The sequence below is a fragment of the Ralstonia sp. 25C genome (assembly GCF_051904805.1).
Taxonomy (GTDB): domain Bacteria; phylum Pseudomonadota; class Gammaproteobacteria; order Burkholderiales; family Burkholderiaceae; genus Ralstonia.
This window is the reverse complement of the sequence record NZ_CP196737.1, coordinates 212,742-239,194: the sequence shown is the minus strand read 5'-3', so window position 1 is coordinate 239,194 and position 26,453 is coordinate 212,742. Positions and strand designations below refer to the sequence as shown.

Annotated in this window: 18 protein-coding genes and 1 riboswitch; of the genes, 1 reads left to right on the top strand and 17 read right to left on the bottom strand. The window is 64.2% G+C overall.

The genetic code is table 11. From position 1 onward, the window contains the following. Positions 1 to 65 precede the first annotated feature (65 nt). The 17 genes from bluB to ACS7SF_RS00965 all read right to left on the bottom strand — a co-directional run bounded on the left by bluB (position 66) and on the right by ACS7SF_RS00965 (position 20,404). A complete protein-coding gene (gene bluB / locus ACS7SF_RS01045; RefSeq protein ID WP_439891296.1) occupies positions 66 to 713 on the bottom strand; it encodes a 5,6-dimethylbenzimidazole synthase in 648 nt (215 codons plus the stop codon). Continuing rightward, positions 710 to 2,014 (bottom strand): cobyrinate a,c-diamide synthase, encoded by a 1,305-nt coding sequence (locus ACS7SF_RS01040; RefSeq protein WP_439891295.1) that lies wholly within the window; start codon positions 2,012 to 2,014, stop codon positions 710 to 712. Before ACS7SF_RS01040 ends, bluB begins: the two co-directional genes overlap by 4 nt. 3 nt (positions 2,015 to 2,017) lie before the next feature. Continuing rightward, on the bottom strand, positions 2,018 to 2,635 hold the full coding sequence (gene cobO, locus ACS7SF_RS01035; RefSeq protein ID WP_439891294.1) for a cob(I)yrinic acid a,c-diamide adenosyltransferase: 618 nt from the start codon (positions 2,633 to 2,635) through the stop codon (positions 2,018 to 2,020). Positions 2,636 to 2,672: 37 nt separating this feature from the next. Next, positions 2,673 to 3,791, bottom strand: coding sequence for a CobW family GTP-binding protein (locus ACS7SF_RS01030; protein ID WP_439891293.1), 1,119 nt, complete (start codon positions 3,789 to 3,791; stop codon positions 2,673 to 2,675). Further along, on the bottom strand, positions 3,788 to 5,329 hold the full coding sequence (cobJ, locus tag ACS7SF_RS01025; protein ID WP_439891292.1) for a precorrin-3B C(17)-methyltransferase: 1,542 nt from the start codon (positions 5,327 to 5,329) through the stop codon (positions 3,788 to 3,790). Before cobJ ends, ACS7SF_RS01030 begins: the two co-directional genes overlap by 4 nt. Positions 5,330 to 5,336: 7 nt before the next feature. Continuing rightward, positions 5,337 to 6,098, bottom strand: coding sequence for a cobalamin biosynthesis protein (locus ACS7SF_RS01020; RefSeq protein WP_439891291.1), 762 nt, complete (start codon positions 6,096 to 6,098; stop codon positions 5,337 to 5,339). Continuing rightward, positions 6,095 to 6,916 carry a precorrin-4 C(11)-methyltransferase gene (gene cobM, locus ACS7SF_RS01015; protein ID WP_439891290.1) on the bottom strand — a complete coding sequence of 274 codons (822 nt, stop codon included), beginning with the start codon at positions 6,914 to 6,916 and terminating at the stop codon, positions 6,095 to 6,097. The genes ACS7SF_RS01020 and cobM overlap by 4 nt, the downstream gene beginning before the upstream one ends. After that, positions 6,913 to 7,644 (bottom strand): precorrin-2 C(20)-methyltransferase, encoded by a 732-nt coding sequence (gene cobI, locus ACS7SF_RS01010; protein ID WP_439891289.1) that lies wholly within the window; start codon positions 7,642 to 7,644, stop codon positions 6,913 to 6,915. Before cobI ends, cobM begins: the two co-directional genes overlap by 4 nt. Then, positions 7,641 to 8,780, bottom strand: a complete 1,140-nt coding sequence (gene cbiD / locus ACS7SF_RS01005) for a cobalt-precorrin-5B (C(1))-methyltransferase CbiD (RefSeq protein WP_439891288.1) — start codon at positions 8,778 to 8,780, stop codon at positions 7,641 to 7,643. Before cbiD ends, cobI begins: the two co-directional genes overlap by 4 nt. Continuing rightward, a complete protein-coding gene (locus tag ACS7SF_RS01000) occupies positions 8,777 to 10,453 on the bottom strand; it encodes a precorrin-8X methylmutase (RefSeq protein WP_439891287.1) in 1,677 nt (558 codons plus the stop codon). The genes cbiD and ACS7SF_RS01000 overlap by 4 nt, the downstream gene beginning before the upstream one ends. Beyond that, complete coding sequence (locus ACS7SF_RS00995; RefSeq protein ID WP_439891286.1) at positions 10,354 to 11,064, bottom strand: cobalt-precorrin-7 (C(5))-methyltransferase; 711 nt, start codon at positions 11,062 to 11,064, stop codon at positions 10,354 to 10,356. The genes ACS7SF_RS01000 and ACS7SF_RS00995 overlap by 100 nt, the downstream gene beginning before the upstream one ends. A gap of 44 nt (positions 11,065 to 11,108) precedes the next feature. After that, entirely contained in the window at positions 11,109 to 13,022 is a 1,914-nt protein-coding gene (locus tag ACS7SF_RS00990) for a putative cobaltochelatase (RefSeq protein ID WP_439891285.1), read from the bottom strand. After that, positions 13,019 to 17,143: a cobaltochelatase subunit CobN gene (locus tag ACS7SF_RS00985; protein WP_439891284.1), complete on the bottom strand. Its 4,125-nt coding sequence runs from the start codon at positions 17,141 to 17,143 to the stop codon at positions 13,019 to 13,021. The genes ACS7SF_RS00990 and ACS7SF_RS00985 overlap by 4 nt, the downstream gene beginning before the upstream one ends. After that, positions 17,140 to 17,481, bottom strand: coding sequence for a (2Fe-2S) ferredoxin domain-containing protein (locus tag ACS7SF_RS00980; protein WP_439891283.1), 342 nt, complete (start codon positions 17,479 to 17,481; stop codon positions 17,140 to 17,142). Before ACS7SF_RS00980 ends, ACS7SF_RS00985 begins: the two co-directional genes overlap by 4 nt. Then, on the bottom strand, positions 17,478 to 18,542 hold the full coding sequence (locus tag ACS7SF_RS00975; RefSeq protein WP_439891282.1) for a HoxN/HupN/NixA family nickel/cobalt transporter: 1,065 nt from the start codon (positions 18,540 to 18,542) through the stop codon (positions 17,478 to 17,480). Before ACS7SF_RS00975 ends, ACS7SF_RS00980 begins: the two co-directional genes overlap by 4 nt. Positions 18,543 to 18,646: 104 nt before the next feature. Next, a riboswitch (cobalamin riboswitch) is annotated at positions 18,647 to 18,826 on the bottom strand. Between the two features lie 65 nt (positions 18,827 to 18,891). After that, a complete protein-coding gene (locus ACS7SF_RS00970; protein ID WP_439891281.1) occupies positions 18,892 to 20,076 on the bottom strand; it encodes a pyridoxal phosphate-dependent aminotransferase in 1,185 nt (394 codons plus the stop codon). A gap of 148 nt (positions 20,077 to 20,224) precedes the next feature. Beyond that, positions 20,225 to 20,404 (bottom strand): hypothetical protein, encoded by a 180-nt coding sequence (locus ACS7SF_RS00965; protein WP_439891280.1) that lies wholly within the window; start codon positions 20,402 to 20,404, stop codon positions 20,225 to 20,227. Positions 20,405 to 20,456: 52 nt separating this feature from the next. Between ACS7SF_RS00965 and ACS7SF_RS00960 the strand changes: the two genes are divergently transcribed. Beyond that, the gene (locus ACS7SF_RS00960) at positions 20,457 to 26,453 is read left to right on the top strand and encodes an alpha-2-macroglobulin family protein (RefSeq protein WP_439891279.1); all 5,997 of its coding nucleotides are present in this window, start codon (positions 20,457 to 20,459) and stop codon (positions 26,451 to 26,453) included.

Below are 26,453 nucleotides of genomic sequence, written 5' to 3'. Positions count from 1 at the left end.
AGCCCGCATCACTGCGGGCTTTCTTGTTTTTGCGTGTTGGGTATCGGGTAGCGGGCCGGATGCCGCTACGTCGCCTTCCAGGCGTTTTCGGACACCATGTCCGTCAGTGGTTGCCGAGCAGCCCAGCCTTCCTGTTCAAGCATCGGCTTGTCATAGAAGCTGTCAACATGGCCTAGACACAGAACGGCCACCGGCCGCGCACCGGTCGGCAACTGCAGCAATGCCCCAAGCTGCTGCGGATCAAACAGTGACACCCAGCCCATGCCGATTCCCTCGGCGCGCGAAGCCAGCCACAGGTTCTGGATCGCGCAGGCGACCGAGGCGAGGTCCATTTCGGGCATGGTGCGGCGGCCGAAAATGTGGCGCTCGCGCCCGTCCATCAGCGCGGCGACCAGCACTTCGCCGCAATCCAGAATGCCTTCCACTTTCAGGCGCATGAACTCGTCTTCGCGCTCACCGAGTGCGTTAGCCGTGCGCCTGCGCTCGGCGTCGACCTGGGCGTGCATCTGCGTGCGCAGTGACGTGTCGGTGATGCGGATAAAGCGCCAGGGCTGCATGAAGCCGACGCTTGGTGCGAGATGCGCGGCATGCAGCAAGCGTTGCAGCACGTCGGGCGCGATCGGGTCGGGCCGGAAGTGCCGTACATCGCGCCGCTCACGGATGACGCGATAGACGGCATCGATTTCCCCTTCGCTGTAACGATGTCGGCTCATGGCGTGAACAGCGCCGCGGCGGCTTTCGGGTTGGAGGGGAAATAGCAGTGAAGGTAGCTGGCCACGATGCTGCCGTGGCGATAGACGGCTTCACCTGCAGCCGTTCCACTGGCGCGGCGCGCGCGAGTGGCAGGCGAAAGCGTTGTCTCTAAGGTCGAATAGTGGAAGGCATGACCGCGCAATGTTTCGCCGCCCAGCTCGACGGATTGCAGGCCGAGCGCGGCAAGCCGGCCGTGGAGCGTTCCGTGACCAGGCAGGAGGCCGAGCATGGTGCCCGTGGTGCCGGTGCGATCCGTGAATGCATCAAGTAGGTAAAGCATGCCGCCGCACTCGGCATACAGCGGCTTGCCGGCCGCGACGTGCGCGTGCAGCGAGGCTCGCGTGGCTCCGTTGGCGCTGAGCGTTTCGAGATGCAGCTCGGGGTAGCCGCCCGGTAGGTAAACCGCATCGGCGGCGGGCAGCGGTTCATCGGCCAGTGGCGAGAAGAACACGACTTCTGCGCCGAGCGCCGCGAGCAGCTCCAGATTGGCCGGATAGAGAAACGAAAACGCCATGTCGCGCGCCACCGCAATCCGCACGCTCGCTAACAGCGGCGGCACGGGCGCGGCGGGTGCGGGTGCGAATGTCACCGGGGGCGGCAGTTCAACCAACTCGGTTTCGGCAATGCGCGCAGCAGCGACTGCAATGCGCGATTCAAGGTCATCGATCTCCTGCGCCTGCACCAGGCCGAGATGCCGCTCGGGCAGCGTCATGGCGTCGTCGCGCATCACTGCGCCGGCGCAACGCAGCGATGGTGGCAGCCTCTCCAGCAGCATCTCGGCATGGCGGGCGCTGGCGACGCCATTGGCGACGACCCCGTAAAACGGCAAGTTGGGCCGGAACGTTGCCAAGCCATGGGCGACCGCCGCGAAGGTCTGTGCCATGCCGCTCACGTCGATGACCGGGACGACCGGCACGCCGAACGTCATGGCGAGGTCGGCGCTCGATGGTGTGCCATCGAACAGCCCCATGCTGCCTTCGATCAGGATCAGGTCTGCGCTGGCGGCGGCATCGTAGAGCCGCTGGCGGCAATCAGCCTCGCCAGTCATCCACAGGTCGAGCGAGTACACCGGATTGCCGGAGGCGCGCTCGAGGATGAAGGGGTCGAGAAAATCCGGCCCCGCCTTGAAGACGCAAACGTTGCGCCCTTGATTGCGATGGTGGCGCGCAAGGCCGGCGGTGAGCGTGGTCTTGCCCTGATGCGATGCCGGCGCCGTCAGGAACAGCGCGGGGCAGGAGCGCGGGGCGTTCTGCGTGGACATGGCTTAGTACTCAACCCCTTGCTGTGCCTTTACGCCTTGTTCGCGGTACGGGTGTTTGACGAGGCGCATCTCCGTGACGAGGTCGGCGGCCTCGATCAGCGCCTCTGGTGCGTGCCGGCCGGTCACCACCACGTGCATGGCAGGCGGGCGTTGCGCGAAGACGGCCAGCACTTCGTCCAGCGGCAGGTAGTCGTACTTCAGCACGATGTTCAGTTCATCGAGGATCACCATGTCGTAGTCGTTTTCGTCACCTCGGCCGCTCTGGATCATGCGGCACGCCTCGTCCCAGCCTTTGCGGGCGGTGGCGACGTCGGCATCGCGGTCTTGAGTGTTCCACGTGTAACCATCGCCGGTGGTCAGGAAGTCGCAGTTGGGAAAGCTGCCCAGCAGGTCGCGCTCGGCGGTGTGCAGCGCGCCCTTGATGAACTGCACCACGCCAAGGCGCATGCCGTGGCCAACCACGCGCAGGCCCATGCCGAAGGCGGCGCTGCTCTTGCCCTTGCCGGTGCCGGTGTTGACGATCAGCAATCCCTTTTCAAGCGTGGCCGCGGCCTTCTTCCTTTCGAAGCCGGCTTTGCGGCGCTCGGTCATGCGCTGGTGCGCGGTCGGGTCGGTCTGCATGGTGTGTCTTCCGTGTGTTTGTCTGCTGTCTGTCCAGTTAGCGCCACGCGGTGCTTGTCAACGCGTTCAGCTTTTCCAGAACACGCGTGCGGCTTGGGTGATAGCCAATGAAGACGAGTTGTGCGTGCCGCGCCGGTGCAGCATCGGCTTCATGCCGCAACTCGATCCGGCTGCGTACGCCTTGCACAAGCAAGCGGCCGTCGCCGCTGACCGGCGGTGCGAAGCCTTTGATGCGCAGTAGGGGTTCGCTGCGCGCGATGGTGGTGATGGCCTCGCGCAGCGTGTCGGCGTCTTGCGCCTGCGTGCTGCGCAGCATGAAAGACAGCCAGCCCGGGTCCTGCTCATGAAAATGCTTGTGCGTGCTCAACCCATGGCTGTGCGCGCCGAGACTGCCGTGGCTATGGCCGTCGAACAGGCGCTGGTTGGCCAGCGGGCGCATTTTCAAGCCGGGCATGGTTGCCACGGGCCCATAGTGTTGATGCCCCGCACCAGCATCCGCCGGCTCGTGCAGACGCAAGCCCAGCGTCAAACGCGTATCCAGCTTCGCCTTGTACGCCAACTCAATAAAGCGGATGGAGGGCGCAAGCGCGCGCACGCGGGCTTCGGCGTCGAGCATGGCGGGCTCGTCGAGCGCGTCGATCTTGTTCAAGACGACGATGTCGGCGTTGGCCAACTGCTGTTCGAACAGATGGGCCACCGGTTGGCCAAGCTCCGGCTGGCTCGTAGCACTGGCCTGATGGAATTCGCCTGCCAACAGCAACGGCGTGTCGACCACCGCCAGCGTGGCGTCGAGCACAAAGTAGGGTGCCAGCGCTTCGCCCTGCAGTTGCTCCATCACGGCAGTCGGCAACGCCAGGCCGGAGGTTTCGATCAGCACGTGGTCGATCACGCTGCGACGCTCCCAGAGCGCTTGCATGGTGGGCAGGAAATCCGCGTCGTCGTCGTAGGCCACCAGTCCGTTGGACAGATCGTGGATTTCCACCTCGCCGCCTTCGTTGCGCAGGATCGCGCCGTCGATGGACACCTCGCCGAATTCATTGACCAGGATGGCGAGCCGACGCTGCTTGCAGTCGTGCAGGAGGTTCGACAGCAGCGTCGTCTTGCCGGCGCCGAGAAAGCCGGTGATGACGGTGACGGGAATGCGCGGCTGGCTCATGCGTGCAGCCCTCGCAGGGTGTTCAGCACCGATGCAAAGTCTGCGGCCACGGCTGGATAGTCGAGGCTGGGCCGGTCGATGACGATGAGCGGAATGCCGAGCGCTGCGGCCGCCGCTGCTTTGGCTTGATAGCCGCCAGCGTCGCCGGAATCCTTGGTGACCACGCAGTCGATCGCCCAGTCGCGCCACAGCGTTTCGTTGGCAGCCTGGGAGAAGGGGCCCTGCATGGCGACGATGTGGGCACGCGGGATGCCGGCGTCGATGGCGCGCTGCAGGTGCTGCGGGTCCGGCGCCACGCGTACGAACCATTGATGTTCCGACGCGCCAGGCGCCTGCACGAAGTGCGTAAGGTCTTTGGAGCCCGTAGCCAGGAAGATGCGCTTTCCGTGCTGCATGGCCAGCCGCGTAGCGTCTTCGATCGACGCCGCGCGAACCGCGCCTTGTATGTCGGCGGTGCGCGGACGCTCATAGCGCAGGTAGGGCAGATCGAGTTCGCGGGAGAGTGCAATCAACTGCCGTGACATCTCGGCGGCGTAAGGGTGGGTTGCATCGACAATCGCGCGGGCGCGGGTATCTCGCAGCAGTTCGCGCCGGCGCTCAATGCCGAGGCGGCCGGCGAGGGGCGTGGCGCCCGGGCAGGTTTGTGCCGCGAGTTCGGCGCCGTATTCGCTGACGGTGGACACAACAGCTTGATGGCCCGCCGCCACGATCTCCCGCGCCAGGGCATTGCCATCGCTAGTGCCGGAAAACACCCAGGTCGCGCCTGCAGGCAGGTTGTCGGCGGTGATGGTGTCTGGTGCGTCGTCCCAGTTGCCATAACCGCGTGGCGTGTAGATCCAGCCGCGTTTGCGCTTGGTGAAGCGGTTGCCGATCACCAGCGTGGTCAGCATGTCGAAGCGCCGCGTGCGCAGCTCGGCCAGCGTGACAATCTCCACGGTCTGGTCTTCTCGATATGCATTGCGCACGATGCCGCAGAGCGTCTCGGCGCGCTTGTGCTCGAGCATGATGTCGAGGATGCGGTAGACGCCCTCCTGACGCTGCTTGCTCTGCACGTTGTAGAACACGGCGGCGAGATCAGCCTGGGCGATATGGCGTGCGCGTGTTTCGATCCACGCCCACGGGCAGAGCAGGTCAGACAGGCTCAGTGTGGCGAAGTCATGCGACAGCGGCGAGCCAAGCAGCGATGCACACGCGTTGGCCGAGGTGATGCCGGGGATCAATTGCACGTCGTAGCGGTCGTCCTCGGCCATGTCCTCGAAGGCCAGCGCCGCCATGGCGTAGATGCCGATGTCGCCGCTGGAGATCAGCGCCACGGTCTTGCCCGCACGTGCTTGTGCGATGGCCAGTTGGGCGCGATCGCGCTCCTGGGTCAGCGGCAGCGTGTGGATGGTCTTGCCCGCAATCCAGGGTTGAATCCAGGTGAGATACAGCTCGTAGGCGACGATCACATCGCTGGCCTGCAGGGCAGCTTCCACCATCGGCGGAATCAACTCGCGTGTGCCTGGGCCGACGGAGACCAAATAGAGTTTGCCGGTCATGGTTGGGTCAGTCTTGTTCAATGTGGTGCGGATGGTCTTCGACGACGGCAACGGTCACGCCATCGAGCGCAGTCTTGCGGACGATCAGCTGTCCTCGCGGGCTGGCGATGAGTGCGCACGGCTCGCACACGCCGTCCACGCCGATCTGCTGCTGCACCCAGTCGGATGGCTGGCCGACCCAGGCGCGTGTGGCGACATCGGCTTGCGCGATCACGCGCAGCGGCAACTGGTGGTGCGTGCAGAACGCCAGCAGTCCGACCTCGTCGGCCTTCAGGTCGATCGTGGCGACTTCTCGCACGTCGGTCAGGCTGCGTCCGCCCAATGCGTGCACGACCGCCTGCTCGATGGCTTCAGCGGATTTGCCGCGCCGGCAGCCGATGCCGAGCGTGAGGGGCTTGAGCGCTTCGGTTGCCGTGGTGACGGCCGGGATGGCGCCCGTGAACCTGGCGACCGCGTACGCCAGTGCATTCGCGCCGCCCTCATGCCCGCTTAGGAGGGGGATGGCGAAGCGCGCGGCTTCGTCGAGCACCACCACGGCGGGGTCGTCGTATTTGCTTTGCGGCAGGCCGTCGAGGTAGCGCACGGCGATGCCGCTCGCGCTCACCATGACCCACTGCCGGTGCAGGCGGAAGTGCTGGCGGAAGGTTTCGCGTGGGCTTTCATCGGCGTGCAGCCAAGGCTGATACAGGTCGGCATTCAACCCGGCGGCCAGCCGTTGGCCGAGCGGGAGGGTGTCGCTGCGCGTCAGCCAGATGGCGACTGGCCTCATGCCGCTTCTCCTGCCGACTCGCCCGCCGTGCGCGGCTTGCGTGTGCGCCGCGTTTTGCGGTCCGTCCCATCGCGGAAGATATGCGTGAAGCCGGCGGCGTAGAGGCTGGATTCCACGCCGTCCTCATGCGCCAGTGCACGGCCGACCAGCAGCAGCGTGGTGAGCAGCCAATCCTTGTTCTGCACCTCGCTCATCAGCGTGCCCAGCGTGCTGCGATGAATGGCCTGATCGGGCCAGCTTGCTCGGCGCACCAGTGCCGCTGGGGTGTCCGCCGGGTAGTGCACCAGCAAGTCCGCCACGGTCTGCTTGAGGCGCTGGCCGGAGAGGAAGATGCACATCGTCGCCTGATGCTCGGCAAAGCGGAGGACGGATTCCAACTCCGGCACCGCCGATGCGCGGCCCGACACCCGCGTCAGGATGACGGACTGCGAGACCATCGGCCGTGTCAACTCGCTGCCGAGTGCGGCTGCCGCTGCGGTAAACGAAGACACGCCAGGGACGATCTCGTATTCGATGCCAAGCTTCTCCAGCCGGCGCATCTGCTCTGCGGTGGCACCGTAGATGGACGGGTCACCCGAATGCAGCCGCGCGACGTCCTTGTCTTCGAGTTGCGCACGGCGATAGAGCGCTTCCTGCGCATCGAGCGACAACTCGGCGGTATCGAACTTCTCGGCATCTGGCCGGCAGTGCTGCAGCATCTCGGTCGGCACCAACGAGCCGGCATACAGTACCATCGGCACGCTACCGAGGATGCGGCTGCCACGCAGCGTGATGAGGTCGGCGGCGCCAGGGCCCGCACCAATGAAATAGACCTTCATGTGTGACGTTTCTCCCTGGCAGTACGGCGGATCAGCATGGTGGCGAGGTAGCCGCTGGCATCGGCGTTCAATTGCGATACATCGTCGCAAAGCACCTCGCCGGGCAGGCCGATGCGGCGTGCGAATGCGCAGTGCTCGGCAATGCCAAGCGCGTTGAGCAACTGCAAGACGGCCGGCAGGCGTGCGCCGATCTTCATCAACACCACGATGTCATGGCTTTCGATGTCGGCGCGCAGCGCGGCCGTGTCGTCGGGGCAGGGCAGGATCAGGATGCGCTCCTTGCCTTCGCCGAGCGGCCATGACAACGCCGCTGCAGTGGCAGCAAAGCTGGTGACGCCCGGGTACGTGGTGTGGCGCAAGCCGGGCACCTTGTCGCGCAGGGCGGCCAGCAGGTAGCCGTAGGTCGAATACGTCATCGAATCGCCGATGGTCAGGTAGGCGACGTTGTGCCCCTCGCGCAGTTCGGCCGCGATGGTGTCCGCCAACGTGCCGTAGTGCTCGGACAGCACGGTGCGGTCCGGGTCCATCTGGAATTCGATCTCGCGGAACTTGGCCTCCGCAATCGGCAGGCCGGCCAGGCACTGGCGCGCGACCGAGGTCTCGCTGCCACGCGCACGCGGCAGGTAGATGCGGTCTGCACTCTGCAGGGCCGCCAGCGCAGCGACAGGAATGAGCCCTGCTGGCCCCGGCCCGACACCCACGCCAACGAATTGGCCAAGCGTGCTCATGCGCCGGCTCCCAGCGGGGTGCCATCCATGGCGAACAGACGCACCTCCACGCGATCGATGCTGGGCACCTTGGGCTGCATCAGTGTGGCGAGCCGTTGTTCGATGTGGGTCCAGAACGCTTGCGCGCCGGGTTCATTGCGCATGATTTCTACGATGTTTTCCACGGTATTGGCGTGTTCTATGGATTGGGTGAGTGCGCTGGCAAAGCCGAGATCGACCGCCACGGCCGCCACGGAATGCATAGCCATGCGACTCTTGCTGGAGTGCGTGTCCCACACACCGTCCAGCAGCTTGGCGAGCTTGCCGGGGTGCCCGAGCACCCAGAGCGTTTTCAGGCGTGTTTGCGATTCCTCCAGCGCCTGCTGGGCATAGTCGAGCGACGCGCCGACAAAATTGGCGATCTGCACCACCTCTTTCTTCTGCAAGGCCAGCGTGTCAGCGGCGAAGCTGCGGCCGATCTTGCCGGGGGTGAAGGCGATGGCGTTGGGGTGATCGCCCAGGGCAACGCGGATATACACCTCGATCGACGCCATCCATGCTGCCAGCGACATCGGTTCGACAATGCCGCTGGTGCCGAGGATCGAGATGCCGCCGACGATGCCGAGCATCGGGTTGAAGGTGCGCTTGGCAATCTTCTCGCCGTTGACGCAGCCGATGGCGAGGTCGAAGCCCGGGTTGACCGTACCGCTGAGCACCTCGTCTACCGCCATCTGCATCATCTGCCGCGGTACGGGGTTGATGGCCGCCTCGCCGGGTGGCACGCGCAGGCCGGGCTGCGTGACCATGCCGACGCCTTCAGCAGCAAGAAAGCGCACCGCACCTTGATGGTTCACCGCAACTTTGGCGAAGATCGTCGCGCCATCGGTGTTGTCCGGGTCGTCTCCGGCATATTTCTTCACGTCGGCACGTACCGAACCGTCTGCAAGCTGCTCCACGTGCTCGACCGGCACCACCAGGTAGTAGTCCGGGTCGGGCAGGCTGACTTCGACTTCGTCCACCACCTCGCCGCGCAACAGCAGGAGCAACGCCGCCTTGACCGCGGCGGTGGCGCAACTGCCGGTCGTGCGACCACGGCGCAGGCCATTCGGGGCCAGCGCTGCGAGATCGAAGGGGCGGCGTTGCGTGTTGTCGGTCACGGCATGGGGTTCTGATTCTGGCGGTAGACCTGGTCGATCGCCGCAATCATCAACGCGTTGATGGCCGATGCGGCCCAGGGTGAGCCGCCGCGCGTACCACGGTTGGTGATGCGTGGTACCTGCAGCAGTCGGCGCAATTCGTCCTTGCATTCCCGCGTGCCGACAAAACCCACCGGCAGCCCGACCACGAGTTGCGGACGCCACCCATGCTCGCGCACCAGCCGCACCAGTTCCATGATGGCCGTAGGTGCGTCGCCGATGGCCACGACGACGTCGTTGCCGAATTTTTGCCATGCGCGCCGGATGCCCGCTGCAGAACGTGTGATGCCATGCGCTTCGGCCAGCAGACGTGTTTCCTCATCGTGCACGCCGCACCACGTCTGCATGCCAAGTTGATCCAGCACCGCACGCTTGAGCCCCGTCTGCACCATCGTCACGTCCGCGACGATGCGGCGGCAGCGCAACAAGGCGCGGATGCCCGTCGTGACCGCGCCGGGTGAGAAATACAGATCATCGACGATGTCGAAATCGCCACTGGTGTGAACCAGGCGTTTGAGCACGATCTGGTGATCGTCCGGCACGCCGGACCAGTCGCGCCCCTCATCGATGATGCGCATGCTCTCGGCTTCGATCGGGTGCGGTACGTACGGTGGCCATGCTGCGGCGGGCGTAGGCGTCTCGGCAGCGGATTCCCGCCCGAGCAGTCCGCGCACCAGACCGTGGTGCGCCTGCTGCGGCGTGCCAACCTGTTCTTCAAAGCCGACGATCTGCACGCGGTATTTGCACAGCGCGCAGTTCATCGTGGCGCGGCCTTCGATGCCTTCTGCAGCGCGTTCGAGGAACACGTCGGCCATGTGCGGGTGCGCGCCGAGATAGCCCGCCTTGAGCACTTCCAGCTCCGGATGGCGCGCAGCAAGATCATCGGCAGCAGCGTAGATGCGTTTGACCAGCACGCCATCAAACAGAAAGTAGGGCAGCACGACGATGCGCTTGTGCCCAAGTAGGGCTGCCGCCCTGAGGCCATCAGCCACCAGTGGCCGCGCCGTGCCGGAATAGCACACGAACGACGTACCGAAGCCGAGCCCTTCCTCCAGCATGCGCGCAACCTTGGAGATCTCCGAATTCGCATCGGGGTCCGAGGTGCCGCGCCCGACGACCACCAGGCAAGTGTCGGCGCGCGCGACGGTATTCGTCGACAGCGCTTCCGCCTGGATGATGCGCTCTCGGCAGAGCTGCAGCAGCTTCGGGTGCAAGTCCATCGCCGCGCCGAAATGAAAGTCGACGCCCGGGTGCGCCTGCTGCAGCGCGAGCAGCTCGCTGGGCATGTCGTTCTTGGCATGCGTGGCGGCCAGCAGCACGCCAGGCACCATCACCACGCGCTGTGCGCCGTCGGCAATGACAGCGTTGACGGCTTCGTCGATGGTCGGTGTGGCGAATTCCAGAAAGCCATGCGTGACGGTTCGGCCGCCAGCGCGCTCGCGTAGCAGTGCAACCAGCGCTTCGAATTCACCCACGCCATCCGGGTCTCGGCTGCCGTGTCCGGCCAGGACGATGGCGTAGTCAGCGGCCGTGCTCACGACACCATCTCCGGCGGGGGCTCGATCTGGCTCGCCATGGGCTGCAGGGTGCGGATCAGCATGATGCTCATATCGGAGAAACGCTGATGCGCGCATTCAGCCAACGTGCCGCGCCATTGCGCCTCGCTTTTTGTGAGGTGCTCCCACACCTCCACCGGCTGCTGCGCGGGGATGCCGTTCTCCAAGAGGTATGCGGCAATGTGCCAGGGCATAAACGAGCGCGCCTCGTCCCACGGGCAGGGGATGACGATGGCGTTGCGCTGGTCTTCGAGCACATGCACGAGGTGGCGCTTGAACGGTGTCAGATCGCCACGACGATGGAAGGTGATGAAGGTGGTTTCGTCAAAACACACCTTGGCGCGCGACGCCAGAATTTGCGCCGATGAGATCCCCGGAATGGTGTCGACCGGATGACCACACGCGCGCTCGACACGCTCCAGATACTGGAAGCCGCTGAAGTGGATGTCGCCCATGAACACGACCACGCAGTTCTTTCCGGCGTGGTGCAGTTGCGCCACCTTGTCGAGCTGGGCGACCTGGTCGCGATAGCCCATCAGCACGACCTCGGCCGTGTGGGGAATCAGCGGCTGCACAACGTTGACGACGGCATTGAAGCCGGCGACGACGTCGGCGTTGCGGATCAGCTCGGCGGAGCGTTGCGGCAGGTAGCCGATATCGCCGGGGCCGGCTCCGATGCAGACAATCATGTTCGTTCCTTGTGTGTTCTGGGCGTGTGACTGATTGGGGCGGACTACCGCGGCAGCCTTTCGCGGATGGTCAGGCGCAGTTGTTCGCCGCTCAGTTGGTCCAGGGGCAGATAGTCCGCATGCAGTGCCTGCGCGAGTTCGTGGGCGCGGCCCAAGCGCACGAAATCTTGTTCCGTGTCGAGCACGAGTGCTGGCGTGCCACGTGCAGCCAGTGCCTGCGCGGCATCCAATGACTCCTGCCACGGGTCCGCGCCTTCGTTGAGCGCGATATTGGCGCGCCCATCGCTTAGCACGACGAGCAGCGGCGTCGCGCCATCGCGCTGTGCCAGTGTGGAGGCGGCCAACTGCAACGCGTGCGCGAGGGGCGTGCGTCCGCCAGTCGGCAGTTCGCGCAGGGCCAGCTCTGCCTGTTCGACCTGGCGGGTAGGCGGTAGCACCAGCTCGGCGCGCTCGCCCCGAAAACAGATCACGGCGACGTGGTCGCGGCGCTGGTAGGCGTCTTGCAACAGGCCGAGCACGCAAGACTTGACGACTTCCATGCGCCGGCGTGCGGCCATCGAGCCGGAGGCATCCACCACCAGCAGGATCAGGTTGGACTGCTGGCCCACACGCACCTTGTCGTGCAGGTCTGCGCGGGTCACCGAAAAGTCGCTCGGGTTGCGCATCAGTGCGTGGCGCAGCGTGGCATCTACCGCAAGCTGGCCGGGCGCCTCGCTTGGCACGGCGCGGATGGCCTGGCCGCGGGTGACACCCGTGATGCTGCTGCGACGGCCGCTGGCCTCGTGTGCGTGCAATGCCACCACGTTGATGCTGCCGACTTCAGCGGCTGCTATTGCCGTGAATAGTTGCTCGGCTGCGCCATCGGCGTTGTCTTCCGCAGGCTCCGGCGCGGCGGTTTCGTTGTCGTGTCCGGCACCAACGTCATCAGCAGAAGGGGGTGGTTGGGTACGCTGCTGTTGCTGTGTCAGCGCATCCAGACGGTCATGATCGAGACCGCTTTGCTCGAACGGCTTGCGTCGGCGGCGATGCGGCAGCGCTAGGGCGGCGGCGTCACGCACATCTTCGGCGCTGACGACGTCGCGGCCATCCAATGCGGCAAGCGCGCGCGCCGCCTTGTGCATCACGATATCCGCGCGCAGGCTGGCCACCTCGAATTCGCAGCACAGCTGGCTGATGAAGTCGAACAGCGAGTCAGGAAACTGAACGGCAGCGATCTGCTGTTGCGCAGTGCGGATCGTGGCCCGCAAGGCATCGGTGTCCGATTGCCAGGCGGAGATGAACGCGGCGGGGTCGGCCTCGAACGCCAGTCGGCGGCGCACCACCTCGGCACGTACGGCGGGGTCGCGCGGCGCGCTGACCTCAACCATCAGGCCAAAGCGGTCCAGCAATTGCGGGCGCAGATCGCCTTCCTCCAGGTTCATCGTGCCGAGCAGCGTGATGCGCGCGGGGTGGCTGATGGCCAGACCTTCGCGTTCCACCGTGTTGCGGCCCATGGCCGACACGTCGAGCAGCATGTTGACCAGGTGGTCGGCAAGCAGGTTGACCTCATCCACATACAGCAGCCCACGATGCGCGGCGGCCAGCAAGCCGGGCTGGAAGGCTTTCCTGCCGTCTTTCAGGGCACGCTCAAAGTCGAGGCTGCCGAGGACGCGGTCTTCCGTTGCGCCGAGCGGCAGGTTGACGAAGGGCACCGGCGCGCTGGCGACGTCGCGTGCATTGTCCTGGCAGGCACTGCATTCCGCCAGTGGTGCATCCGGCTCGCAATTGAACGTGCAACCCGCCACACGGGTAATCGGCGGCAGGACATCGGCCAAGCCGCGCGCGGCGGTGCTTTTGGCGGTGCCCTTGTCGCCCCGGATCAGCACGCCGCCCAGCGTCGGGTCGATGGCGCACAGCAAGAGTGCGCGCTTGAGCTGCGCTTGCCCGACGATGGCGGTGAACGGGTAGTGGTGTCTCATGGTTGGCGGGCGTTGGCGTGGGCGTTTGCGTGGCCCTCGCCGCGCGCTTCCAGCAGGGCTTCACTGCGCAGATGCAGCGCCCGCAGCGAAGCGAGGGTTTCCGGTTTCGGTTCGGCCCACAACTGACGCTGCGCAGCCTCCAGAAGCCGGTCGGTAATGGCGTTGAGCGCCCACGGATTGCTCTGCGCGAAGAACTGCTGCATCTCGGGTGCGAAGGCGTAGGTTTCGGCCACCTGCTCGTAGACCCAGTCGTCCACCACATGCGCGGTGGCGTCGTAGCCGAACAGGTAGTCGACCGTGGCCGCCAGCTCCAGGCCGCCTTTGTAGCCGTGTTTCGTAATGCCGGCGATCCACTTGGGGTTGGCCACCCGTGAGCGGAAAACACGTAGCACTTCTTCTTTCAGCCCGCGCACGGCGGGGTTGTCAGGTTGGTGGCTATCACCGAAATAGTGGTGCGGCTGGCGGCCCGTCAGGCTACGGATGGTGGCGATCATGCCGCCGTGGTACTGCAGATAGTCGTCGCTGTCGAAGATGTCGTGCTCGCGGTTGTCCTGGTTGTGCAGGGCCACCTCGACGCCAGACAGACGATGCCGGAAATTGGCACGCGCGTCGGTACCGTCGTCAGCGCGGCCATAGGCGTAGCCGCCCCAGTTGATGTAGGCCGTGGCAAAGTCGGCGTCGTCCTGCCAGTTCTGTTCCTGGATCAAGGGCAGGATGCCTGCACCGTAGGTGCCCGGCTTCGAGCCGAAAATGCGATAGAGCGCGCGCTGCTCGATGGCCTCGCCCTTCAATTGGCGGAACAGTTCGTGTTGGAGGTCGGCCAAGTAGTGCTTGCGCAGGAAGTTCTGCTCTGGCGGCTCGTCCAGCCGGGCGACCATGTGCACCGCTTCGTCCACGAGGTGGATCAGATGCGGGAACGCATCGCGGAAGAAACCGCTGATGCGCACCGTCACGTCAATGCGCGGCCGGCCCAGGTCGGACAGCGGAATCGGCTCGACACCGACGACGCGGCGGCTTTCCGCCTGCCAGCGGGGCCGCACACCGAGTAGCGCCAGGATCTGCGCGATGTCATCGCCGTGGGTGCGCATGGCGCTTGTACCCCATACGCTGATGCTGACCGACTCGGGCAGCCTGCCTGTCTCGTTGCGATGGCGGGCCAGCACCTCATTGGCCAACTCGGTGCCGATTTGCCATGCAGCTTGGGACGGCAAGCTGCGTGGGTCGACGGAATAGAAGTTGCGGCCGGTGGGCAGCACGTGCGCCATACCGCGTGTGGGCGCGCCGCTGGGGCCTGCAGGCACGTAGCCTCCGGCGAGGCCCTTGAGCAGGTTGTCGATCTCTTCCGAGGTGCGCGCGAGATTGGGTGCCAGCTCGTCGCAGACGTAGGCGAGGGTCTGTTGGATCGCGTCGGTGCTTGCCACGCCAGGGAGCACGTCGGCCAGCGCTGCGTGGATCGTATTGGCGTCGAAGCCGCTCGCGGCCAGCCGGCCCACCAACTGCCGCCCAATACCGGAGATGGCATCGAATGCATCAGCGCGGGTGACGAGTGCTCGCCCAGCGATCTGCGCAAGGGCAGGGGAGACGCCATCCAGCCGGTGGCCCTTGTCGTCCTGCAATGCTGTCCAGTCGGTATCGAGCGCGGCAGCCACGCTGGCCGGCAGCCCCGGCACCGACAGATTTGGCAGGCGCACCAGCGCGCAAACCATGTCCACCAGCGCCTCGCCGGCGGGGACCTTGCCCAGCACGTGCAGGCCATCACGGATCTGCGCCGCGCCCAGTTCACACAAGTAGCCGTCGATGTCTTCAATCAGGTGGGCGACGTCCACACCTTCCATCTTGGCCAGCGTTTGTGGCACGCCGTCTTGGTTCAGCGTGGCGTCCCAGTCGTGGCTGTGGCCGTGGTGGTGATCGTCATCGTGATCATGATCATGGCTGTGATGATGGCCGTCGTGGTCATGATGATGATGGTGGTGACCGTGGCTGCCATGGGCGTGCTGCTTCTTGCCGGCGGGGGCCAGACCATACTTCGCTGCGCCAGTCTTTTTCCCGACAGGCGCGATCGCTGCCTTGGTCGGCAGCGGGCGATATTTGCCGGCCTGTGCGGGATGGTCGTGCTCATCTGCGTGCTCATGTGCGTGATTACGCATCGCCGCCAGATCGGTATCGAGCCGGGCTTCCTTGATGAGGTTCCAGATCTGCTGCTGCAACAGCGGCAGCTTGGCCGGGTCGAGCATTTCAACCTGGTAGTACTCATCCACCAGTTGCGTGAGTTGCGCCAGCGGACCGTACATGTCTGCGGTCGTCATCGGCGGGGTGAGGTGATCGATGATCACCGAATGCGCGCGGCGCTTGGCCTGTGATCCCTCGCCTGGGTCGTTCAGGATGAACGGATAGAGCATGGGCATATCGCCCAGCAGCGCATCCGGAAAGCAGTCTTGCGACATGCCGACGCCCTTGCCGGGCAGCCATTCCAGCGTGCCGTGCTTGCCAACGTGGACGATGGCGTCTGCCCGCCACTCATCGCGCAGCCAGCAATACAGGGCGTAGTAGTGATGCGTGGGCGGCAGGTCTGGCGTGTGATAGATCGCATCCGGATCCATGCCGTAGCCGCGCGGCGGTTGCAGTGCGACGAAGGCGTTGCCGTATTCCATGCCCGCAAACACGAGCTTGCCCTCGTGGACGTACGCGCTGCCCGGGGGCTCGCCCCAGCGCTCGCGCATCCGCTGCTGCAGCGTCGGCGGCAACTGGTCGAACCACGCTGCGTAGCGCGCCGCCGGCACCGTCGCAACCGCATGCCGAAGCTGATCCGCACTCAGGTAGGCCTCGTCATAGGCGCCGCGGTCGATGAGGTTGTGGATGAGCGCATCGCTGGATTCGGGCAGGCCGTCGATCCGATAGCCGTGCGCGCGCATGGCATGCAGCAGCGCAAACAGCGAGGCCGGCGCATCCAGCCCCACCGCATTGCCGATCTGCGAGGCCTTGCTGCTGCTGTTGGTGAAGATGAAGGCGACGCGCTTGTTTTCCGGCGGCGTGCGGCGCAGGGCCACCTGGCGCGCTGCAATGCCGGCCAGCCGGCGCATGCGGTCGGCCAAGGGTACGTAGTGGGTCTCGCCGCGTGCGTCGCTCTGCGTGTCTTTGAACGAGACCGGTACGCCGATGATGCGTCCGTCGAACTCGGGCAACGCAATGTTCATCGCCGTATCGAGCGGATTGAGGCCGCGCTCGGACGCTTCCCACTGGGCCTGCGTCATGCTGCTGGTGATGGCCTGAATGACCGGTACATCAATGTGCCCAAGCGCCGTGACCGACCAGCCAGGGAGCGTTGGGCCGTCCGCGCTCACGTCACCCATGGCGAACGATGTGGTGTTGATCAGCGCGTCGATTCGACAGTCCGCCTCGGTCGTGAACAGCCCCAGCGCGGCGGGCAAGCCCGATGTGTTCAGCTCGCGCAGCGATGCGGTGTAGACGGGCAGCGCGTTGAGCTGACGTTCGGCCAGCATGTCGACCAGCATGTCGATAAAGCGCGTGTTGCCGCTGAGCCAGTGGGCCCGGTAGAAGGTAATGCCGACCGTTGGCCACTGTGGGTTGCGGATCGCTGTCCAGTCCGCCAGCGTAGCTTGGAGGGGCAGCTCGGGGTGATAGATGCCGTGCTCGGGCAACGCAGCCGGCGGCAGGTAGCCGAAGCCGGTCATCAACAAGCGGTCAGACAGGCAGCGCAGCAGCTGTGCCATGTTGCCGACGCCGCCCGCCTGCAGGTAGGCCATCCCCTCATGCTGCAAGGCCGGCGGAACGCTGCATAGCGCCGCCAGCTCGGGGTCGGGCTCGCCCGTGCCGCTGACAACAATCAGGGCTTGGCGGCGCGTCGATGCGGCCTTGCGCAGCGTGTCGAAGCCCGGCACATCATTCGCACGGCCCAGCAATCGCACCACAATGACGCGAGCTTCCAGCAGGGTGGTGGCGAGCAGGGCGTCCATGCGCTCGGCGCTGTCGATGGACTGCAGGTTCACCGCATCGACGTCCACAAAGTCGCCGGGCAACGAGGTGCGCGCACGCGCCAGCGCGGTCAGGTCGGTGCCGGCGTGGCTGAGCAAGACGATGCGGGGGGAGGTACGCGCCGTCATACAGCCGGCTCCGATTCAACGTCGCCAACACCCAGGCGATGAAAGATCAGCGGCTCGACCGGGCAGTCGCCCACAAGATGCTCGCTGACAATGCGCTGGATGGCGACCGCGTCGACATTGCGATACCAGATGCCATCCGGATACACCGCCAGGATGGGCCCCTGCTTGCAGACGGCGAAGCAATGGGTGCGGGTGCGCTTGACGCGCAGGCCCTCGCACGCATCGATGGCTTGGCCCAGCACCTTGAACATGGCTTCCGCGCTGCTTTCGTTGTCGGCGGTGTTGTCCGTGCAACGCGGGCCGGTACACATCAAGACATGCCGATCGTGCGTTCTCATGGTGCGTCGCCCTTCATCAGCGCCGGCGATGGCAGCCGATCGTAGCCCTTCCATTTGTAAATGCCTGCGGAGAGCGCCCAACTGAGGATGAAGAGACCGATGGCGAGATAGCCGAACTCCGCCAGCCGCTCGTTCAGCATGGCAACCCATGCCCACGGGCCCTCGCTCAGGCCCAGGCGGTTGGCCAGCAGGCCGAGCGCCTCGATGGAGCCGATCACGAAGGCCATCAGCACCGACGTCAGCGTGATCGTGATGTTGTACCAGAGCTTGCGTATCGGGTTGACGAACGCCCAGCCGTACGCGCCCACCATCAGGATGCTGTCCAGCGTATCGATCAGTGCCATGCCAGCGGTGAACAACACGGGGAACACCATGACCGACAGGAACGGCACACCCTTGGGCGTCTGCGCCGCCGAGATCGAGAACAGGCCGATCTCGGTCGCGGTGTCGAACCCGAGGCCGAACAGGAACCCCAGCGGAAACATATGCCAGCTCTTGGTGACCAGCTTGAACATCGGGCGGAACAGCCGCGCCAGGAAACCGTTGCCGGACGTCAGCATGTCGATGTCTTCATTGCGGATCGGTTCGCCCCTTCTGAAGCGAACAAATTGCTTCCACACCGAGCGGAGAATGACGAGGTTGGTGAGCGCAATGATTAGCAGGAAGAGCGCGGAGATGGCCGTCGAGATGCCGCCGCCGGCTTCTTTGAATTCGCCCAGGCGGGCGCCCATGGCGGAACTTGCCGTCACGACTACGAGCACCGCCAGCACGATCAGCGTCGAGTGGCCGGTGGAGAAGAAGAACCCGACCGCAAAGGGGCGCTGGCCTTGCTGTACCAGCTTGCGGACGACGTTATCGATGGCGGCGATGTGGTCGGCATCGACGGCATGCCGCAGTCCGAACATGTAGGCCAGCAGCGCGGTGCCGAGCAGCGCGGGTTGTCCGGCAAAGGCGGTCAGCGCCCATGCCCAGGCAAGCAGATTGAAGGCAATCAGAATCGCCAGCAGACTGGCTGGCGTACGAGAGGGTGAAGCGAAACGGCGCAGGAGCGGCGATGCCATGAACGGCCTCTTTGCAAGGTCATCGCCGCGAGATCGGACCACAAGAGCAGAACGGCCAGGCCATTTTGCGTATCCCCCGGTACACCCCGCCCAGGTTCATCCCACGTTGACAAGAGGTGATGGCCGGTCTCCTGGCTTGTGCATCATCGCCTCACATCGCCTTCCCGGAAGCATCCAGTGGCCTGCGTGATGTGGACTCGTCACATACAGTTGCGGGGGCAGCCGCGGCGTTGCACCGCGTTCCCGTTTCACCCTGAAAGGGCACCATCATTCGTCGCCGGATCATACGCGATGAGGGTGGGCCTGTGAACCTGGGCCCTGGCCCTGGCCCCGGGCCGTGCCAGGCCTGCTAGCGAGCGAGAAAGCGGGCGAGCCGGTCGACGCCGTCAAGCAGCTTGGCATCCGAGCTGACGGCATGGCACCAGCGCAGCCAGCCGTTGCCCTCGTCGCCAAACGCCGAACCAGGCGCGAGGCCAAGGCCCACGTCGTTCACCAGCTGCTTGGCCAGGGCCAGCGAGTCGTGATGGCCGGCAAGGCGGAAGAAGACATACATCGCGCCACCGGCATCCGGCACCTCAATGCCCGGTAGCCCGGCCAGCGCGTTTGTAAGCAGCGACCGTGTATGCGCCAGCATGCCCCGGAGCCGCGCGACTTCGGGCTCGCCATGCTGGAGTGCCACCGATGCGGCGCGCTGCACGGGCTCGAACATGCACGAGAAGTTGTACTCGATCACCTTGGCCAGGTCTGCCGAGAGCGTTTCTGGCACAACCATCCAGCCGGCGCGCCAGCCCGTCATGGACCACGCCTTGGAAAAGCTGTTCACCGAGATGATGCGGTCGCCGTCTTCATAGCGCTTCAGGAACGAAGGGGCTGAACGGAGGCGGGTGTCGTAGACCAGCCGCTCATACACGTCGTCGCAGAGGATCCAGATGCCGTGCTTGCGGCAATGCGCCAGGATGGCCGTGATGCTTGGCTCGTCGATGGTCCAGCCGGTCGGGTTGTTGGGCGAATTGACGATCAACGCCTTGGTGTCGGGCGTCAATGCGTGGAGGAGCCGATCCAGATCGAGCGTCCAACGGCCATCTCGAACAGCGAGCGGAACGCGCTCGACCTGCGCGCTCAGGATCTTGGGGATCTCGCACACGTTGGGCCACAACGGCGTGATGGCGACCACGCGATCCTGCACGGACAGTAGCAGTTCCGATGCAATCATCAGCCCCGTGACGCCCGAGCTGATCGCCGCAATGCGGTCCACGCCGATGGGGCGGCCGTGCAGCTCCGAAAGGTAGGTGGCGATGCTTTCCCGAAGGTAGGGGCGGCCCAGATTCTGGGAGTAGAACGTTTCGCCCTCGCTCAGCGAGCGCGCCGCCACATCGCGGATAAAGCTGGGGGTCGTCTGGTCGGATTCGCCAAACCAGAAGGGCAGGACATCGGTGCGCCCCATGCCGCTGTTGGCGACTTCTCGGATGAGCGAGCCAGCGAGGCCGCGAATGGAGGCGCGGGCTTGAACTGCTTGCGGGGTGCTGTCGGTCATAGTGCCCTTGAAGTGTCCGGTATCCGGTTCTGCCAGCGGTTGCGTTGGCAGGGCTTTGATTTTCCCGAGAAAGGGTGAGCTCGTCCAGACGCGGTCGCTGATGTGTGGCATCTGACCAAGACGCTCAGTCCTTTCGGCGCATTCAACATCAAAGAGCAACGGCAATGTTGGCTGCTCCAATTTTCATGCCGCATATGCAGGTGTTTTTTTCAAACAGTGTTGCCGCAGTCGCACATACGGATATTTTCGCCCGCTTCTCGCTGATAATCGCGCCTGCAACGGATTCAAAGAAAAAGCGCCCAGCAAAGCTAAGCAGGGCGCTCGGCATATTGGGGAGCGTGGCCGCTCGGGCAGCACGTTCTTATTAAGGAACAATAACAATGGACTTGCTGCGCTTTTTGCTGCGATTGCCCGTTCGGGTCATTGGCTTTTTGCTGTCGCTGATTGCGCGTGTATTGCGGCCGATATTCGGCAGTGTTGCCTGGTCTGCGCCCACTTGGATGCCGACGATGGTCGCGGCAGCCCGCCGTCGTCCGTGGCATTTTGGCGGTGGCTTGGTGGCGGCGATTGCCCTGGCGGTGGCCGGTGCCTATGGCTGGCACTGGTATCAGCACCGGCCCAAACCGGTCGAGCCAGAGCGCATCACATTCAAGGTCAAGGCGCCAGCCGTGACAAGTTATGCGGATGAGGAAGGCAAGCCCAAGGTCGTCGTCCATCCGCTCGACATCGAGTTCTCACGCTCCGCCGCGCCCATCGAAGTGGTGGGTAAGCCGGCCGGCAACGGCATTTCAATGCAGCCCGCCTTGAAGGGCGATTGGACATGGCTGAATGACCGGACGCTGCGCTTTATGCCGGCGGCTGATTGGTCAATTGGTGCACATATTGAGGTGAGCTTTAACGTTGCGCAGGCCTTTGCGCCGCACGTGCTGCTGGCGGACGACCATCTTAGTTTCGATGTGCCCACGTTTAACGTGCAATTCGGCACCAGCGAGTTCTATCAAGACCCGCAAAACGCCGCGGGCAAGAAGACGATTTTCCCGATTCGGTTCAACTATCCAGTGGATGCGGCCCAGTTCGAGAAGCGTGTTGCGCTGGCTTTGGTCGGGCGCGATGGAAAAACGGCCACACCGCTGCGCTTCAGCGTGACGTACGACGCGGCAAAGCTCAATGCGTGGGTGCATTCCCAGCAACTCGATATTCCACGCGACGATGTGTCGGCTCGATTGACGCTGGATGAAGGCGTTCGCAGCATCCGTAGTGGCGATGGCACCAAGGCACCGCAGCAGACGTCTGTCCGCGTACCGGGGCTGTACAGCTTGGCGGTCAACCAGCTTGCGCCAACATTGGTCGACAACGACCGCTATGAGCCTGAACAGGTGTTGCTGGCGGAGATGAACGGTGCGGTGCGCGGCGGCGATCTGGCTGGCTTGGTCAAGGCCTGGGTGTTGCCCAAGCGCAAACCCGGCGTCAGCCAGGGGGACGAAGAGCCGCCATATGGCTGGAACACCGAGGAAGTGAGCGAAGACGTGCTGCGACAATCGCAGGCGCTCAGTCTCGAACTGACACCCACGGAAGAAGACTATGCGCCGCTGCAGAGCTTCAAATATCGCGCGCAACCTGGGCAACGCATTTACGTGCGCGTGAATGCCGGCCTGAAGTCATTCGGCGGATACGAGCTGGGCAAGGCTGTGCAGCAGGTATTTACGGTGCCCGAATACCCGAAGCTGTTGCGCTTCATGGCGGATGGTTCGTTACTTTCCATGAGCGGCAGCAAACGTATCTCGGTGGTGTCTCGCAACCTGCCCGGGATGAAGCTTGAGATCGGTCGCGTCAAGCCGGACCAGCTTCAGCATCTGGTGAGTTTCAACCAAGGCACCTATGCACGACCTCAGCTGAGCTACAGCTTTGGTGAAGACCACATCGTCGAGCGTTTCGAGCAGAAGCTTGCCTTCCCGCAAACCGACCCGGGCAAGGCCCACTACGAGGGCATCGATCTTGGCCAGTATTTGAAGAATGGCAAGCGTGGCGTCTTCCTACTGCACTTGTCAGGCTATGACCCCGCAGCCGACAAGAAGACCAAGGATGCGGATGAGGCTGGCAGCGATACACAGCCTGATGCGAGTACGGACGGCAATGGAGAGACTGAAGCCGGCGATGGCGGTGATGGCCAAGTACCAACCGACACCCGTCTGATTGTCGTCACAGACCTAGGCATGCTGGTCAAGCGTGCGCTGGACGGCAGCCAGGATGTGTTCGTGCAATCGATCCGCACTGGCCGGCCGGTGGCGGCCGCATCGGTGTCGGTGATGGCCGTCAACGGGCAGACGCTGTACACGCAAACCACGGGCGCTGATGGCGTCGTGCATTTCCCGACTTTCAAGGGTTTGGAGCGGGAGAAGCGTCCAAAGCTGTACGTGGTCAAGAAGGGCGACGACTTGTCGTTCCTTCCGATCAGCAGCAACGATCGACAACTGGACTTCTCTCGCTTCGACGTGGGCGGAGAGCGTAATGCGACCAACCAGGGGCAACTGTCGGCGTATCTGTTTTCCGACCGGGGTATCTATCGACCAGGTGACCAGTTCCACGTCGGCCTCATCGTGCGCGCTGCCAGTTGGGCCCGTAGCCCGGCAGGCATTCCGCTGCAAGCGGAGATCGTCGACCCGCGTGGCATGACGGTGAAGCGTCAGCCGGTCACGGTGGATGCCTCCGGCTTTACCGAGCTCGACTACACGCCCGCCGAGACCGCGCCAACGGGCACCTGGGCCGTCAACCTCTATATCGTCAAGAACGGTCAGGCTGTGGATGCGCCCATTGGCAGTACCACGGTACAGATCAAGGAGTTTCTGCCCGACCGCATGAAGGTGGAGGCCAAGCTGTCACAACAGGTGGCCGAAGGCTGGGTCAAACCAGATCAACTCAAGGGCGTTGTCGATGCGCAGAACCTGTTTGGCACGCCGGCTGCCAACCGCCGTGTGACAGCAACGCTGACGCTGCGGCCCGCATGGCCTGCGTTCCGCAGCTGGCCGGGCTACCAATTCTTCGATGCGCGACGTGCGCGAGAGGGCTATACGACCCAATTGCAAGATGGCAAGACAGATGACAAGGGGCATGCGGAGTTCGACCTCGACCTGAAGAAGTACGCCGACGCCACATATCAGCTGTACTTCCAGTCCAAGACATTCGAAGCCGAGGGCGGCCGCAACGTGGCGGCCAACGCGCAGGGGATCGTCTCGAATAACGACTGGCTCGTCGGCTTCAAGTCGGTCGATGACCTGGGCTATGTCAAGCGCGGCAGCCCGCGTACGGTGAAGCTCGTCGCCATCGACCCGCGTGCGAAGGCAATCGACTTGAAGGACCTGCGCGCCCAACTGGTCGAGCTGCGTTATGTATCGGTGCTGACCAAGCAGGATTCCGGCGCCTACAAGTACGATTCGCGGCTCAAGGAGGTGCCCGTCGACGAGAAGCCGCTGACGATTCCCTCCGCTGGTCTGGACTATTCGCTCCGCACCGACAAGCCTGGGAACTACGCGCTGGTCATCCGCAATGCGGATCGCGTGGAGGTGAACCGCATTCAATACCTCGTGACCGGCGAGGCGAATGTATCGCGCTCGCTCGACCGCAACACCGAATTGCAGATCAGCCTGAGCAAGCACGACTACAAGCCAGGCGAATCCGTGGAGGTGGCGATCCGCGCGCCGTATGCGGGCAGTGGCTTGATCACGATCGAACGCGACAAGGTCTATGCACAAGCGTGGTTCCATGCCGATACGACCAGCTCAGTGCAACACATCACGGTGCCGGCCGGCTTTGAGGGCAACGGCTATATCAACGTGCAGTACATCCGGGATCCGTCATCTGACGAGATCTTCATGAGCCCCTTGAGCTATGGCGTGGTGCCGTTCTCCGTGAACATGGATGCCCGTCGCAATGGGCTGAAGGTGGATGCGCCGGCGTTGGTCAAGCCGGGCGAGACGGTCACGTTCAATGTGCATTCCTCACGGCCAGGCAAGGTGGTGGTGTTTGCCGTAGACGAAGGCATCCTGCAGGTCGCGCATTACAAGCTGGGCGATCCGCTGAAGTACTTTTTCCGCAAACGCATGCTGGAGGTTGGCACGTCACAGATTCTGGATCTGATCCTGCCCGACTTCGAAAAGCTGATGTCGATGGCTGCACCGGGTGGTGATGCCGATGACGCGATCGGTCAACAACTCAATCCGTTCAAGCGCAAGCGCGACAAACCGGTGGTGTACTGGTCGGGCATCGTTGACGTGAATGGTGACAAGCGCCTCAGTTATTCCGTACCGGACTACTTCAACGGCAAGCTGCGCGTGATGGCGGTGTCGGTGTCGCCCGATCTGGTCGGTACCTATGAGACGGCGACCACTGTGCGGGGCGACTTCGTGTTGTCGCCGAATGTGCCCACCACACTGGCGCCAGGCGATGAGGCCGAGGTGAGCGTTGGCGTGGCGAACAACGTGGCAGGCGCGGGCGACAAGCCGATGCCGATCGCGGTGACGCTAAAAGTTGGCCCGCAGTTGCAAGTGGTCGGGCCGGCTACGCAGAACCTGACGCTAGCATCCATGCACGAAGGGGTGGCGCTGTTCCGCGTGAAGGCCACGGATACCCTCGGCTCGGGCAGCCTGACCTTTAGTGCACGCGCTGGCAGCAAGTCGGCGCAGCAGAGTGTGGACGTATCGATCCGGCCTGCGGCAGCCTTCCGCACGCAGCTTGACGTGGCGCGTATCGATGCTGACAAGAAGGCGAACCTGCCGAACTTGCGCAAGATGTACGACGCCTATGCGGCGCGCGAGGCAAGCATGTCCACGGGGCCGCTGGTGCTGTCACAAGGGTTGGCGTCCTATCTTGTGAACTACCAGCACTACTGCAGTGAACAGGTCGTGAGCGCTGCGGTGCCACGGTTGTTCGCCTCCAAGTGGATTTCCACGCCGTCGCTGCGCAATGCACTCGCGCCTCAGCCGGTTGATGCGAACGGTGCGAGTGCGGTGGCAACGGCGCAGTTTCTGGATGTGCTGCGTGCGCGACAGAACGCGCAGGGCGGCTTTGGTGTGTGGTCTGCAACGCCGGATGCCGATCCATTTGTGTCTGCGTACACGATGCACGTGCTGCTTGACGCCCGCGAGCATGGCATCGCCGTGCAGAAGGAGATGCTCGATGCCGGCACGCAATACCTCCAGCAGCTTGCAGCCGATGAGCGTCTTGGCACGCTGGACCAACTGCGTCAGCGTGCCTATGCCGTCTATCTGCTCACGCGCCAAGGGAATGTCACGACCAACAGCCTGGCAGCTGTGCAGAAGCGCTTGCAGGACGCCTTCCCGAACGAATGGAAAAGCGATCTCGCTGCTGGCTGGCTGGCCGCGTCGTATCAATTGCTCAAGCAGGATAAGGAGGCGAGCCGACTGATCGCCGGGCCGCAGGAAGTCTTGGAGCGCAAGCCATCGCGCGACGAGCCGTATGCCTATGGCTATTACTTGGATCCGCTGACACGCGATGCCAGCGTGCTGTACCTGTTGTCCAAGCACTTCCCCGAGCGGGTGCGGGCGTTGTCGCCGCGCGTGTTGGACAACCTTGTCGGACCGGTCCAGCACAATCGCTTCAACACCCTGTCGTCGGCCATGACGATCCTGGCACTTGAAGCCTATGCTTCGCAAAACGCCAGCGGCCTCGACAAGCTGGCGATTGAGGAAGTCCGTGCAGATGGCAGTGCCAAGGACATTTCGTCTGTTCAAGGCGGCGCGATGCGCTCAGGAACGTGGAGTGCCGCCGCGTCGCAACTGCGCTTTGTCAATGGCAGCAACCTGCCCGCATGGCAGATCACCAGCCAGAGCGGCTATGACCGTACGGCGCCGACCCAGGCGATCAAGAGCGGCCTTGAGATCGTCCGCGAGTACACCGACGCGAATGGCAAGCCGCTGGACAAGATCACGCTCGGCCAGGAAGTGGATGTGCACCTGAAGATCCGTGCCACGGATACCAAGAGCCTTGGCAATGTGGCCATCGTTGATTTGCTGCCCGGCGGGTTCGACCCGGTGATCACGCCGCCACCTGCAACAGAACCGGCGGAGGGCGAGCCGCAGAGCGATCAGGATGCGGCAGCCAATGCCGCGCAGGCTCCGTGGCGATCACCAATCGGGCTGCCCGGGTCGAGCTGGCAGCCGCAGTACGCAGACGTGCGGGAGGACCGCGTGGTCATCTACGGCACCGCCTTGGCCGACGTGCGCGAGTTCGTCTACCGGATCAAGGCAACCAACGCAGGCCGCTTCATCGTGCCGCCGGCTTATGGTGAGTCGATGTATGACCGACGGGTGCAGGCGCAGGCGCCAGGTGGTTCGGCGCTCAACGTGGTGAGGGCACCGTAA